Genomic DNA, 14701 nt, shown 5'->3' with positions numbered 1-14701 from the left:
TCGCAAAAGGATTTTAGGCCAGACGTGTCACTACAACAAATCTTCGGCTGCGCGCCAACCCCCTGTTTTTATTGGGACCGAAGCCCCGATTATGCGTTTGGCACGCGAAAAGTGTCGAACTCGGGAGACCTACATGCGAGACAGCTAGCAGCGGTCACGGGCGCCGACAGCCGAAGTCTCCGCCATGCAGTGTTACTTCGCCTGCAAGAATGTCTCGGGATCGTTGTGTACCGGTTCAGCGCTGGGTTAAACCAGATCTCATGGGAGCCCGCCGCCTGGCGGTGGAATTTCAGGCCGAGCTCTTTCAGACGCTTGACGATCTCGCGGTAGCTGAACCCCGCGAGTTGCCCCATCAGGTAGCCACGACCAGCGGGTAGTCGAAGGCCTCGCGGGCTGGCGGCAGCGGCGGGGTGCTCGCGTCGGACTGTGCCTCGATCAGCCTCTTGGCCACATCGCGCGCAATCTCGATGGTTTCCTGGATCGTACGGCCTTGTGCCACCAGGCCTTGCACGTCATCGCTGGTGGCGAGGTAAGCGCCCTCGGGCAGCTTCTCGATATGCAACTGAATGATATGTTCCATGATCTTCACCCCTGATACGCCACATCAATGGCTCGCGCATGTCGTGGCAGGTGGCAATGGTAGCGTAGACCGGAGATCGGGGTCAGCACGTCGGGGTCACCCACAGGGCACTTGCATGAATCTTGTACAAGACCGAGCAGTTCCAAAAATAGGGGTCAGACTCGCATTTTTCCGCCAGGCTTGGGATCGATCGCTCCCGGAGCCTCCCGCACAAAACCAGCTCAGAGGACTGTTTTCCTGACCCTTGCGTTTTGCTGCCAACAATTCGTGCAGCCGGGTGGCCGTTTGCTCGTGTACCTCCACAGCCTCGAAAAGAGAAGCCGGATAAAGAAAGTCCTCGTCGGAATCGTCAATGATCCGCAGCATGCTGTGGCTGTCCGCCGGGGCGAGCACTTCATAGAGCCGCCCGAGCGTCAGATCATCCGTCGAGAACTCGCCAAATCGCTTCGCGAGACAGGCAAACCACAAACCTCATGGCCATTCCTTTATCTTCAGCTTCACCTCGCCGACAGTACAGAATTCCATTGATCAATGCTATTCCGATTCCCGGACTTGCCAATGCCTTGACGCACACATCGGTACCCAAGCACATAGAAGCGCGGTGGAGCCATTTTTCATAATGCCGACCATCTCAGGCCAGCAGGGCAGAGTGGTGCGGCGGGCAGCAGGCAACGGCCTCCTGGTCGTCCAGGCCAACGGCAGCCGATGCGGCGAGATCGTTCGACGAGCCCCGGCTTTCAGGCGGGGGCAGAAAGACGATCCCTTCTTGACGACCTCAGCGATGACCGTCGGCCGCGTTTTTCCGCTAGCAGCCGGCCCCGGGGCTGTGTCGATCCGGGCCAGAGATTCGAGATGCCGGGCCCCGGATCGAGGGGCCTGCACATTCGGGCATGGCGTTTGCTTTACAGTTAGACTGCGCGGCCGAGCTTCTTTGAAGCCGCGCGGGAGCCTTGGGCGCCTCATTCGGGTGCAATAGCGACCATCTGGCGCACTTTTGTGGTGCGGCGCAACATCTTGAACGGCCCTCCCTTTCGGGGTATAGTCGCCAGTCCCCGAAGAGCCGCTGGACGCTCGTGTTGGCGTCTGGGTGTGTGCCGTTTCAGCAAGCGGTCGCATGGGTACCGCGTCTTTGTTTTGTGAGGATTTGAGCGTGATGGATTCCGCCATACCTGAAGGGCAGGGGCTTTACGACCCAGCCAACGAGCATGACGCCTGTGGCGTCGGTTTTGTAGCGCACATCCGGGGCAAGAAAAGTCACTCGATCGTCGAGCAAGGCCTGTTGATCCTGAAGAACCTGGATCACCGCGGAGCGGTTGGTGCCGATCCACTGATGGGCGACGGTGCCGGGATCCTGATCCAGATTCCTGATGACTTCTTCCGCGAAGAGATGGCCAAGCAGGGAGTCCAGCTGCCGCCACCCGGGGACTATGGCGTCGGGATGGTGTTCCTGCCCAAGGAATCTGCCTCGCGCCTCGCCTGTCAGGAAGAAATCGAGCGCGCCGTGCGCACCGAGCACCAGGTTGTTCTCGGCTGGCGCGACGTGCCGGTCGACCATGCCTTGCCGATGTCGCCAACGGTACGTACCAGGGAACCGATAATCCGCCAGATCTTCATCGGCCGTGGCCCGGACATCATGGTCACCGATGCCCTCGAGCGCAAGCTTTACGTGATTCGCCGCAGTGCGGCGAACGCCATTCAGGCGCTCGGGCTCAAGCACAGCAAGGAGTTCTACCAGCCGTCGATGTCTGCGCGGACGGTCGTCTACAAGGGCTTGCTGCTTGCGGACCAGGTTGGCGAGTACTACAGCGACCTCAGGGACCCGCGTTGTGTTTCAGCCATGGCGTTGGTCCACCAGCGTTTCTCGACCAACACGTTCCCGACCTGGCAGCTGGCGCACCCGTTCCGGATGATTGCCCACAATGGTGAGATCAATACGCTGCGGGGCAATTACAACTGGATGCGCGCGCGCGAGAAGGGGACCTCGTCACCCTTGCTGGGCGCGGACCTGGAAAAGATCTGGCCGTTGATCTATCCCGGTCAGTCCGATTCCGCGGCCTTCGACAATGCACTCGAGCTGCTGGTGATGGGTGGCTATTCGCTTGCGCACGCGATGATGATGCTGATTCCCGAAGCCTGGGAGTCGCATACGCTGATGGACGAGAAGCGGGGTGCGTTCTACAAGTACCACGCGGCGATGATCGAGCCGTGGGACGGTCCGGCCGCCGTGGCCTTCACCGACGGGCGGCAGATCGGCGCAACCCTTGACCGTAACGGCCTTCGTCCGGCGCGCTATCTGGTGACCGATGACGATCTGGTGGTGATGGCGTCGGAAGCCGGCGTTCTGCCGATTCCCGAGGAACGGATCGTCCAGAAGTGGCGGCTGCAACCGGGAAAAATGTTCCTGATCGATCTCGACCAGGGACGCATCATCGATGATAGCGAACTCAAGGACACGCTGTCGCGAACCAAGCCCTACCAGGACTGGCTGAGTCGGATCAACATCAAGCTCGACGAACTGCCGGTGCCCAACAGTGTCCCTGCGAGCAGTTGCTCGGTATCGCTCCTCGACCGCCAGCAGGCTTTCGGTTACAGCCAGGAAGACCTCAAGTTCATTCTTGAACCGATGGCCGCCTCGGGCGAGGAAGCGACCGGCTCGATGGGCAACGATTCGCCCCTTGCGGTCCTGTCGAACAGAAGCAAGCCCCTGTTCAACTATTTCCGCCAGCTCTTTGCGCAGGTGACCAATCCGCCGATTGACCCGATCCGCGAGCAACTGGTGATGTCGCTGGTTTCCTTCATCGGTCCCAAGCCGAACCTGCTCGGCATCAACGAGATCAACCCGCCGTACCGTCTTGAGGTGGCGCAGCCGGTACTCGACTTCGACAATATGGCGAAATTGCGCCACATTGCGAGCTTTACTGGCAACAAGTTCCATTCGGCCGAACTCGATATCTGCTATCCGCTGGTCTGGGGCAAGGAAGGGGTCGAAGCGCGCCTGGCTTCGCTCTGTGCCGAGGCCGAGGACCACGTCCACAAGGGATCGAGCATCCTGATCGTTTCGGACCGTCGGGTCGATAGTGAGCACGTCGCCATCCCGGCGCTGCTGGCCACCTCGGCCGTGCATCACCATTTGGTCACCAAGGGGCTGCGTACCCGGGTCGGACTGGTGGTCGAAACCGGCGCCGCACGTGAAACACATCATGTCGCCTTGCTTGCCGGTTACGGGGCAGAGGCCGTGCATCCCTACCTGGCACTGGAAACGCTGCAGGAATTGGCCGGAGGTGATGCCGAAAAAGGCGAAAAAGCGATCAAGCACTTCATCAAGGGCGTTGGCAAGGGTCTGCTCAAGGTGATGTCCAAGATGGGCATTTCAACCTACATGTCCTACACCGGCGCGCAAATCTTCGAGGCGGTCGGCCTGCAGAAGAAAATGATTGACAAGTACTTCACCGGCACCTCGACGCAAGTGGAGGGGATCGGTGTTTTCGAGGTCATGGAAGAAGCCATTCGCCTCCACCGGCAGGCCTTCAGCGACGACCCGGTGCTCGCGACGATGCTCGACGCCGGCGGTGAGTACGCTTATCGCGTGCGTGGTGAAGAGCACATGTGGACGCCGGACGTGATCGCCAAGCTGCAACACTCGACGCGCACCGGCAAGTACGAGACTTACAAGGAATATGCCCGACTGATCAACGACCAGACGCGGCGACACATGACCCTGCGTGGATTGTTTGACCTCAAGCCCGCAGGTCCGGCGGTGCCGCTCGACGAAGTCGAGCCGGCAAAGGAGATTGTCAAGCGCTTTACCACCGGTGCGATGTCGCTGGGGTCGATCTCGACCGAAGCGCACAGCTCCCTGGCAATTGCCATGAATCGTCTGGGCGGCAAGTCGAATACCGGTGAGGGGGGCGAGGACCCGGCGCGTTTCAAGGTCCTGAAGGGCGGCGAGATGGTTTCCGACGTGATCGGCAAGACACGTGTCGAGCGCGACTACCAGTTGCAGCCTGGCGACAGCCTGCGCTCGGCGATCAAGCAGGTTGCTTCCGGGCGCTTCGGTGTCACCGCCGAGTATCTGGTCAATGCCGACCAGCTCCAGATCAAGATGGCGCAAGGCGCCAAGCCCGGCGAAGGGGGACAGTTGCCGGGCCACAAGGTTTCTGAGTACATTGGTTTCCTGCGCCACTCGGTTCCCGGTGTCGGCCTCATATCGCCACCCCCGCACCACGATATCTACTCGATCGAGGACCTGGCGCAGCTCATTCACGACCTCAAGAACGCCAATCCGAAGGCTTCGATCAGCGTCAAACTGGTTTCTGAAGTCGGCGTCGGTACCGTCGCCGCAGGCGTTACCAAGGCCAAGGCCGATCATCTGGTGATTGCCGGGCACGATGGCGGCACGGGTGCCAGCCCGCAGTCATCGATCAAGCACGCTGGTTCCCCTTGGGAGCTGGGTCTCGCAGAAACGCAGCAGACGCTGGTGTTGAACCGCCTGCGCGGTCGCGTGCGGGTGCAGGTCGATGGGCAAATCAAGACCGGGCGCGATGTACTGGTCGGCGCGCTGCTGGGTGCCGACGAGTTTGGCTTTGCCACGGCACCGCTGGTTGTCGAAGGCTGCATCATGATGCGAAAGTGCCATCTCAACACCTGTCCGGTGGGGGTCGCGACTCAGGATCCGGTGCTTCGGCGCCGGTTCTCGGGCCAGCCAGAGCACGTGGTCAACTACTTCTTCTTCGTTGCCGAGGAACTCCGCGAACTGATGGCGCAGATCGGCATTCGCAGCTTCAATGAACTGATCGGCCGCTGTGATCTGCTCGACATGCAGAAGGGGATCAGTCACTGGAAGGCGGAGGGGCTGGACTACAGCCGCATTTTCCATCGTCCGGAAAACAAGGCGGGGACGCCGGTGTTCCAGTGCGAACAACAGGACCATGGTCTCGGCAAGGCATTGGACAATCAGCTCATCGAGCTCGCCCGGCCGGCTCTCGAAAGGGGAGAGAAAGTCAGTATCGACCTGCCGGTGCGCAATATCAACCGCACTGTCGGGGCGATGCTTTCCGGCCGGGTGGCCGAGCGCTACGGGCATTCAGGATTGCCGGACGGCACCATCGATATCCGGCTCAAAGGCACCGCTGGACAAGCCTTCGGGGCCTTTCTGGCGCACGGCGTGTTTCTCGATCTGACCGGCGAGGCCAACGACTACGTTGGCAAGGGCCTGTCGGGCGGCCGGATCGTCGTTCGTCCGAACGCTGGTTTTCGTGGCGAGAGCCGCAGCAACATCATCGTCGGCAACACCGTCCTCTACGGCGCGACCGAGGGTGAAGCTTTCTTCGCCGGTGTAGCCGGCGAGCGCTTCGCTGTCCGCAACTCGGGGGCCACCGCTGTCGTCGAGGGCGTCGGTGATCACGGCTGCGAATACATGACGGGCGGGACGGTCGTTGTGCTGGGCATGACCGGCCGGAACTTCGCCGCCGGCATGTCTGGTGGCGTAGCCTATGTCCTCGATGAGGAAGGGACCTTCGAGTCACGATGCAACCTGGCGCAGGTATCGCTGGAGCCGGTTGAAGAAGAAATCGTTGCTCGCCAGGGCAGCGACGCCGGCGACGACCTGGAAAGTCACGGGCAGGTGGACGTCCGCCATCTCGGGGTGATCGACGAGGTCCTGCTCAAGGGACTGGTCGACAGACACTATCGTCTTACCGGGAGCAGGCAGGCGTTGCGCTTGCTCAATGACTGGGAACGGTATCGCAGACGCTTCGTGAAGATCATGCCGCACGAGTACCGGCGAGCGCTCAGCGAGCTGGCGGCGAAAAAGCAACTGGAGGCAGCTTAGCAATGGGTAAGCCAACTGGATTCATCGAGTACCAACGTCTGGCGGAGGCCTCCGAGCCGGCGCCTTCGCGGCTCAAGCATTACCGCGAGTTTGTCAGGGTTCTGACGGACGAACAGGCGAGCCTCCAGGGTGCGCGTTGCATGGATTGCGGTATCCCCTTCTGTAATACGGGTTGCCCGGTCAATAACATCATTCCAGACTGGAACGATCTCGTTTACCGAGGCAACTGGGAGCAGGCTCTCGCCGTGCTGCATTCGACCAATAACTTCCCGGACTTCACCGGCCGTATCTGCCCGGCGCCTTGTGAAGCAGCCTGTACGCTCAATATCAACACCGACCCTGTGGGTATCAAGTCGATCGAGCATGCGATTGTCGACAAGGGCTGGGAAAAAGGCTGGATCGTTCCACAGCCGCCGAAGCAGCAGACGGGCAAGAAGGTGGCCGTGATTGGCTCTGGCCCGGCCGGTTTGGCGGCTGCGCAGCAACTGGCGCGTGTCGGGCATGCAGTAGTCGTTTTTGAAAAGAACGACCGCATCGGCGGCCTGTTGCGCTATGGCATCCCCGATTTCAAACTCGAGAAGTCACATATCGATCGCCGGGTCGAGCAGATGCAGGCCGAGGGGGTCGAGTTCCGGGTCAATCAGGAGGTTGGCGGTAGCGGTGCCAACGCGGTGCCGGCATCCCAATTGCTGGCCGAGTTCGATGCGCTGATCGTTGCCGGAGGTGCCGAGTCGCCGCGGGACCTGACGGTTCCCGGCCGGGATCTCGATGGCGTCCATTTTGCCATGGAGTTTCTGCCGCAACAGAACAAGGTCAATGCCGGCGACCAGCTACCAGCACAGATCATGGCGACCGGCAAGCGGGTGGTGGTCATTGGCGGCGGCGATACGGGTTCCGACTGTGTCGGCACCAGCAACCGCCATGGTGCGGTTTCGGTGACCCAGTTCGAGGTGATGCCGCAACCGCCAGAGAAAGAGAACAAGAGTCTGACCTGGCCCTACTGGCCGCTGAAGTTGCGCACCTCATCCTCGCATGAGGAGGGTTGCGCGCGCGATTTTGCTGTCTCCACCAAGGCATTCGTCGGCGAGAATGGCAAGCTCACGGCGCTGAAAGTGGTCCGCGTCGACTGGAGTGATGGCCGCATGAATGAGGTCCCGGGCAGCGAAGTCGAAATCCCCGCCGACTTGGTGTTGCTGGCCATGGGCTTTGTTTCGCCGGTCAGGCAGGGCCTGCTGGAGCAGTTGGCGGTTGAACTCGACAGCCGTGGCAACGTCAAGGCGACGACCGATGGGGATGGCTGCTACGCGAGCAGTGTGCCCAAGGTATTTGCCGCCGGAGACATGCGGCGCGGCCAGTCGCTCGTTGTCTGGGCGATCCGCGAGGGTCGGCAATGTGCACGCGAGGTTGATGCTTTCCTGATGGGCAGTTCCGACCTACCGCGTTGAGCGCTTGAAGCTTTCAGGCGCGCCCGTTCCACGGCGTGGCGGGCAGCCCTGTTCGGTATTCTCCACCAGAGCAGACCGCTGCTGGCATATACTGCTTCCGGGATGGCATGTCCGGTGACTGTAACGACACGACAAGGCCTCAGTGAACTTGGCCCGGTCGGCAAGAAGAGTCATCAAGCGTGACATTGTTGTGAGTTTTTCGTCGCCGAACCTGAAATAATAGATCAATAGAAAGGGACGATTGGCGCCCCCCAGGGACGCCGAACGACTCCGGATGCGGCGCCTTCGCCAGCTCTCCCTGGTCGAGAGACAGCAGCTCCCGGCAGAGGGAGGAACACCAACCGTACTGTTTGACAGAGTTCCAGCTCATGAATATCGTCATTCTCGCCGCCGGGCAAGGGAAGCGCATGCATTCGAACCTGCCCAAGGTGCTTCATCCGCTGGCTGGCAAGGCGCTGGTTTCGCACGTGATTGACACCGCCCGCAGCCTCGCGCCAAAGACGTTGTGTATCGTTTATGGACATGGCGGCGAGGCGGTGCGGACGACGGTTGATGCGCCGGATCTGACCTGGGTTCTGCAGGAGCCGCAACTCGGCACTGGCCATGCGGTCATGCAGGCCCTGCCGTATCTGGCGGACGCCGGGACAACCCTGGTGCTTTATGGCGATGTGCCGCTGATTCAGGCAGACACGCTGCGGCAACTCGTTCACGCGGCGCGTGATGCGCTGGCCATTCTCACCGTCGAACTGGCTGATCCTGGCGGCTACGGTCGCATCGTGCGCAACGCTGCAGGTGTCGTCGCCCGCATCGTCGAGCAAAAGGACGCAACGGCAGAGGAGCGATCGATCCGGGAGATCAATACCGGGATCATGGCACTGCCGACTGCCCGTCTGGCCGAGTGGCTCGCTCGCCTTTCCAATCACAACGCGCAGCAGGAGTACTACCTGACCGACATCGTCGGGATGGCTGTTGCCGCAGGGTTGCCGGTCCGTACCACGCACCCGCAGACCGCTGCCGAAGTGCTTGGCGTCAACAGCAAGGTGCAGCTTGCCGAGCTCGAACGAGTCGCGCAGCGACGTACTGCAGACGGCTTGTTGGAGCAGGGCGTGCGCCTGGCCGACCCAGCCCGGATCGACGTGCGTGGCGAGCTGGTTTGCGGGCGCGATGTGTTCATCGACGTCAACTGCGTTTTCGAGGGCAAGGTGGTGCTCGAGGAAGCGGTCGAGGTCGGCCCTGCGTGCGTCCTGAAGAATGCGCATATCGGCGCGGGCTCACGTCTCGCCGCCTTCAGTCACATCGAAGACGCGATCGTCGGACCCGATGGGGTGATCGGACCCTTCGCCCGGCTTCGTCCCGGCACGGAACTCGCTGCCGGCGTCCATGTCGGCAACTTCGTCGAACTCAAGAACAGCAAGGTGGCCGCCCAGTCGAAGGCCAATCACCTTGCCTACATCGGCGACGCCGTCATCGGCAGCCGGGTAAATATTGGTGCCGGTACCATTACCTGCAACTACGATGGGGCCAACAAGTTCAAGACGATCATCGAGGACGATGCCTTCATCGGTTCCGATACCCAGTTGGTTGCACCGGTTACCGTTGGCCGCGGCGCCACACTGGGCGCGGGCACGACCTTGACCAAGGACGCCCCGCCCGAGACGCTGACCATCTCGCGCGCCCGGCAGATATCCATCCCCGGCTGGAAACGGCCACAAAAAGCCAAGAAGTGATCTGACCATGTGTGGCATCGTTGCCGCGGTCGCCGACCGCAATATCGTCCCCGTCCTTCTCGAAGGTCTGCGCAAGCTGGAATACCGTGGCTACGATTCGGCTGGCCTCGCCCTGATTAACGACAGCGGCCTGCACCGGCTACGCTCCGTCGGCCGGGTTGCCGAACTGACGGCGCAGGTTGATGAATTGCGGGCGGCGGGCAACACCGGCATCGCGCACACGCGCTGGGCGACGCACGGCGTGCCTTGCGAGCGGAATGCGCACCCGCATGTCTCGAAAGGCCTCGCCGTCGTCCATAACGGGATCATCGAAAACCATGAGTCTTTGCGCGGACGCCTCATCGTCCTTGGTTACGACTTCACCTCCGATACCGACACCGAGGTCGTGGCACACCTGATAGCGCATGAACTGAAGGCCACCCCGGATCTGTTGACCGCCGTTCGCCAGGCGGTCGCCCAACTGCAGGGCGCCTATGCCATTGCCGTGCTGCGTGAATCTGACCCGAGCAGGGTTGTCGTTGCCCGTGAAGGGGCGCCGCTGCTGCTCGGCTTGAGCGATGATGCTTGCTACGCCGCCTCGGATGCCTCTGCACTGGTGCAGGTGACGCGCCGGATGGTCTATCTCGAGAACGGCGACTGTGCCGAACTGATGCGTGATACTTACCGTATCGCGCGGGTTGATGGCACGGCAGTGGAACGTCCCGAGACCGAATCACAGCTGTCCGCCGATGCCATCGAACTCGGCAATTACCGGCATTACATGCAGAAGGAGATCTTCGAGCAGCCGGTGGCGCTGGCCAACACGCTCGAAATGCTCGGCGCTGCCCGCAGCATCCAGCCCGGCATCTTCGGCGCCGAGAGCGAGGCGACCCTAAGGGAGGTCCGGCAGGTGCTGATCATAGCCTGCGGAACCAGTTATCACGCGGGTCTGGTGGCCCGTTACTGGCTGGAGTCGATCGCCGGCATCGCCTGCTCGGTTGAAGTGGCGAGCGAGTACCGCTATCGCGACTCGGTGCCCGATCGGCAGACACTGGTCGTGACCATCTCGCAATCGGGCGAAACCGCCGATACACTGGCAGCGCTGCAGCATGCCAAGGCTCTGGGCATGGCCCACACGCTGTGCATCTGCAACGTCCCCGAGTCGTCACTGGTGCGAGAAAACACCTTGCGCTTCATCACCCGGGCGGGTCCCGAAATCGGCGTTGCCTCGACCAAGGCATTTACCACTCAACTTGCCGCGCTGTATCTTCTGACACTGGTCCTGGCCAAGGTCCGCGGCCGTCTGGACGAGCAGGAAGAAGCAACCGAACTACATGCGGTGCGGCACCTGCCGATGGCTGTGGCTAAAATCCTCGAACTGGAACCCGAGATTCGCGAATGGGCCGGACGCTTCTCGATGAAACAGCACGCCCTGTTTCTGGGGCGCGGCCGCCACTACCCAATCGCCATGGAAGGGGCGCTCAAGCTGAAGGAGATCTCCTACATCCATGCCGAAGCCTACCCGGCTGGTGAGTTGAAGCATGGCCCACTGGCCCTCGTCGATCGGGACATGCCGGTCATCGCCGTCGCCCCGAACGATGCCTTGATTGAGAAACTCAAGTCCAATCTGCAGGAAGTCCGTGCCCGCGGTGGAGAACTGTATGTCTTTGCCGATGCCGACAGCGAGATGAAGGAATCCGACGGCATTCATGTGCTGCACCTGCCCGAGCACTACGGCGCGCTCTCCGCCTTGCTGCACGTCGTACCGCTGCAACTACTTGCCTACCATGTCGCTCTGGTGCGCGGGACCGACGTTGATAAGCCACGCAACCTGGCGAAGTCGGTTACTGTCGAGTGAGCTTCCTGTATCACCGCTGATCCCAAGCGGGCATTGGTCGTCCCTGTGCCATCATGAAGTCGATCAAGGGCCTGTTCGGCAAGTGACATTCGGCGAGGGATTCAAGCACGCCGATCATGTTCTTCGCGGCTTGATCCGCCACCGCTGGCCGCCTGCTTGCCGTCGCGCGGAGTCCGGGTGAGTTGCGCGCGCGTGCTACAATTCCTGCCTTTTCAAGGCTTGCGAGGCACACGATGTTTTCCGATAAAGACACCCTGGCGAAAGTTGATCCCAAGATCTGGCAGGTGATCGAGAACGAGAATCGGCGTCAGGAGGAACATATCGAACTGATTGCCTCGGAGAATTATGTCAGCCACGCGGTGATGGCTGCGCAGGGTTCGCAATTGACCAACAAGTACGCCGAAGGCTATCCGGGCAAACGCTATTACGGTGGCTGCGAGTACGTCGATGTGGCCGAGCAATTGGCGATCGATCGTCTGAAGAAGCTGTTTGGCGCTGAAGCCGCGAACGTCCAGGCGAACTCGGGCTCGCAGGCCAACCAGGCGGTGTTGATGGCTTTTGCCAGGCCGGGTGACACGATCATGGGCATGAGTCTGGCCGAGGGTGGCCACCTCACGCATGGCATGCCGCTCAACATGTCCGGCAAGTGGTTCAAGGTCGTGGCCTATGGTCTCGATGAGCACGAAGCGATTGACTACGCGAAGATGGAAGCGTTGGCGCGTGAACACAAGCCGCGTATCCTGATTGCCGGTGCCTCGGCTTACTCCTTGCGTATCGACTTCGAGCGTTTTGCCAATGTGGCCAGGGAAATCGGTGCCATCTTCATGGTTGATATGGCGCACTACGCGGGTCTGATTGCCGCTGGTTGTTACCCGAACCCGGTGCCCTGCGCCGATGTCGTGACCTCGACCACGCACAAGACGCTGCGCGGCCCGCGCGGCGGGGTCATCCTGATGAAGGCCGAGCACGAAAAGGCGATCAATTCGGCTATTTTCCCCGGCCTGCAGGGTGGACCGCTGATGCACGTGATTGCAGCCAAGGCCGTCGCCTTCAAGGAGGCTCTGACGCCGGCCTTTCGCGACTACCAGGAGCAGGTGCTGGCCAACGCTCGCGTTCTGTCGCGCGTGCTGGCGGAAGAGCGCGGACTGCGCATCGTCTCGGGTCGGACCGAATCACACGTCTTTCTGGTTGATCTGCGCGCCAAGAACATTACCGGCAAGGAGGCCGAGGCTGCCCTGGGCGCGGCGCACATCACGGTCAACAAGAACGCGATTCCGAATGATCCGCAGAAGCCTTTCGTTACTTCCGGCATCCGCATCGGTTCGCCGGCGATGACGACGCGTGGTTTTACCGAGATCGAAGCCGAACTGGTCGCTCACCTGATTGCCGATGTGCTCGACGCGCCGGGCGAGGAAGGCGTCCTGCGGCGAGTGCGTGCGGATGTCTCGACGCTGTGCCGGAAATTTCCGGTCTATGGTGCCTAGACACCATGAAGTGCCCGTTCTGCGGCGCTGACGAAACGACCGTCGCCGACACGCGCATCAACGACGATGGTGACATTGTCCGGCGGCGGCGGCGTTGTCTGAAATGTGAAAAGCGCTTCACCACGTACGAGCGGGCAGAACTGCGAATGCCGCAGGTGATCAAGAAGAATGGCTCGCGAGTCGATTTCGACCGCGACAAGCTGGCCGCCAGTCTCTGGTTGGCGCTGCGCAAGCGACCAGTCAGTTCAGAGGCCGTCGAGGGGGCGATTGTCCGCATTGAGGAGAAGCTGCTGGCGCTTGGCGAGCGAGAAGTTGCCTCGGAAAAGGTGGGGGAGATGGTCATGCGCGAGTTGAAGAAACTCGACAAGGTGGCTTACGTACGCTTCGCGTCGGTCTATCGCAATTTCGAGGACGTGGACGAGTTCTCCAAGGTTATTCGCGAAGTCTCTCGTTTGCCGCAGCCACTTGGCCGCTGATGGTGCCGGCGTTCAGCGCGTCGGACCACGGGTTCATGGCGCGTGCGCTGCGCCTTGCCGAGCGCGGTCTGTATACGACCACCCCGAATCCACGCGTCGGCTGCGTCGTCGTCCGATCTGACCAGGTCGTTGGCGAAGGCTGGCATGTCTATGCCGGCGGTCAGCATGCTGAAATTCACGCCTTGCAGGCGGCTGGCGAAAAGGCGCATGGCGCGACGGTTTTCGTCACTCTCGAACCGTGCAGCCATCATGGCCGCACGCCGCCGTGCGCAGAGGCGCTGCTGACGGCCGGGGTATCACGAGTCGTCGCCGCCATGCAGGATCCCAATCCGCTGGTAGCGGGGCAGGGGCTGGCCCGCTTGCGCCAGGCTGGGGTGCTTGCCGAGTGTGGATTGCTGGCTGCCGAGGCGAAGGAAATCAATCTGGGCTTCGTTGCGCGCATGACGCGTGCCCGGCCCTGGCTGCGGCTGAAGCTTGCCGCCAGTCTTGACGGCAAGACGGCGCTGCAGAACGGCGCCAGTCAGTGGTTGACCGGGCCGGCGGCGCGGCAGGACGGGCATCGCTGGCGCGCGCGCGCCTGCGCTATCCTGACCGGCATGGGCACGGTTCGTCAGGACGATCCGCAACTCAATGTGCGAGGGGTTGAGGGACCGGAGCTGCGCCAGCCTTTGAAAGTTGTGGTGGACAGCCGGCTTGAGCTGTCGCCCGAGGCCAGAGTGCTGCGCGGTGGCGGGGTCCTGGTGGCCGCTGCGGTTGCTGACGGCGGAAGGGCTGCCAAGCTCGCGCAAGCGGGTGCGGAAGTTCTGGTGCTTTCTTCACCCGGCGGCAAGGTCGATCTGCTGGCTTTGCTCAACGAACTTGCACGGCGGGGTATCAACGAAGTGCACGCTGAAGCCGGTTTCGGCCTCAGCGGCTCACTGCTGAGCGCCGGTCTGGTCGACGAGCTGTTGCTCTACCTGGCACCCTGTCTGATCGGTGATGCTGCACGCGGAATGTTCGATCTGCCGCCACTTGAGTCGCTGGCCGGCAAACGCTCGCTGGTGATTCGCGACGTCCGCGCGCTGGGCGGCGACCTGCGCCTGCTGGCTCGCTTCACCTGAGGTTGTCGCATGCACCGGCTGCACTGACCCCACAGACTCCACACTCCGGGTCCGGGCCGAACTTCACGCTGCGCCATTCCCATCGACAGGCCGTCGAGCAGCCAGAGACGGCCCACAACCACCTCACCGGCGCCGGTGATCAGCTTCAGTGCTTCGGCCGCCTGCATTGCACCGATGATACCAGTCAGCGGTGCAAACACCCCCCATCAAGGCACAGCGTAT

The 14701-nt window shown here is 61.7% G+C and carries 9 protein-coding genes and 1 pseudogene; 7 read left to right on the top strand and 3 right to left on the bottom strand.

Features of this window, described 5'->3' with window-relative positions; genetic code table 11:
- Positions 1 to 89 precede the first annotated feature (89 nt).
- Positions 90 to 353 carry a type II toxin-antitoxin system HicA family toxin gene (locus V5B44_RS22800; protein WP_332361339.1) on the bottom strand — a complete coding sequence of 88 codons (264 nt, stop codon included), beginning with the start codon at positions 351 to 353 and terminating at the stop codon, positions 90 to 92.
- Positions 353 to 580 carry a type II toxin-antitoxin system HicB family antitoxin gene (locus V5B44_RS22795; protein WP_332361338.1) on the bottom strand — a complete coding sequence of 76 codons (228 nt, stop codon included), beginning with the start codon at positions 578 to 580 and terminating at the stop codon, positions 353 to 355. The genes V5B44_RS22800 and V5B44_RS22795 overlap by 1 nt, the downstream gene beginning before the upstream one ends.
- A 1153-nt stretch (positions 581 to 1733) precedes the next feature.
- On the opposite strand from V5B44_RS22795, the gene gltB reads away from it, so the two are divergent.
- The 7 genes from gltB (at position 1734) to ribD (ending at position 14479) form a co-directional block, all read left to right on the top strand.
- The gene (gene gltB / locus V5B44_RS22790; protein WP_332361337.1) at positions 1734 to 6410 is read left to right on the top strand and encodes a glutamate synthase large subunit; all 4677 of its coding nucleotides are present in this window, start codon (positions 1734 to 1736) and stop codon (positions 6408 to 6410) included.
- 2 nt (positions 6411 to 6412) lie between these two features.
- Positions 6413 to 7855 (top strand): glutamate synthase subunit beta, encoded by a 1443-nt coding sequence (locus tag V5B44_RS22785; RefSeq protein WP_332361336.1) that lies wholly within the window; start codon positions 6413 to 6415, stop codon positions 7853 to 7855.
- A gap of 368 nt (positions 7856 to 8223) precedes the next feature.
- On the top strand, positions 8224 to 9582 hold the full coding sequence (gene glmU / locus V5B44_RS22780) for a bifunctional UDP-N-acetylglucosamine diphosphorylase/glucosamine-1-phosphate N-acetyltransferase GlmU (protein WP_332361335.1): 1359 nt from the start codon (positions 8224 to 8226) through the stop codon (positions 9580 to 9582).
- 7 nt (positions 9583 to 9589) lie between these two features.
- Complete coding sequence (gene glmS / locus V5B44_RS22775) at positions 9590 to 11419, top strand: glutamine--fructose-6-phosphate transaminase (isomerizing) (RefSeq protein ID WP_332361334.1); 1830 nt, start codon at positions 9590 to 9592, stop codon at positions 11417 to 11419.
- A 233-nt stretch (positions 11420 to 11652) separates the two neighbouring features.
- Positions 11653 to 12903, top strand: coding sequence for a serine hydroxymethyltransferase (glyA, locus tag V5B44_RS22770; RefSeq protein WP_332361333.1), 1251 nt, complete (start codon positions 11653 to 11655; stop codon positions 12901 to 12903).
- A gap of 5 nt (positions 12904 to 12908) precedes the next feature.
- Complete coding sequence (nrdR, locus tag V5B44_RS22765; RefSeq protein WP_332361332.1) at positions 12909 to 13379, top strand: transcriptional regulator NrdR; 471 nt, start codon at positions 12909 to 12911, stop codon at positions 13377 to 13379.
- Positions 13379 to 14479 carry a bifunctional diaminohydroxyphosphoribosylaminopyrimidine deaminase/5-amino-6-(5-phosphoribosylamino)uracil reductase RibD gene (gene ribD, locus V5B44_RS22760; RefSeq protein WP_332361331.1) on the top strand — a complete coding sequence of 367 codons (1101 nt, stop codon included), beginning with the start codon at positions 13379 to 13381 and terminating at the stop codon, positions 14477 to 14479. The genes nrdR and ribD overlap by 1 nt, the downstream gene beginning before the upstream one ends.
- A gap of 119 nt (positions 14480 to 14598) precedes the next feature.
- Here ribD and V5B44_RS26885 read toward each other — a convergent pair.
- Positions 14599 to 14646 (bottom strand): annotated as a pseudogene (locus V5B44_RS26885) (hypothetical protein); the annotation flags it as partial.
- Positions 14647 to 14701 lie beyond the last annotated feature (55 nt).

It is taken from the genome of Candidatus Accumulibacter necessarius (assembly GCF_036625085.1).
The sequence above is the reverse complement of the archived record's forward strand: the minus strand, read 5'-3'. Positions and strand labels throughout refer to the sequence as shown.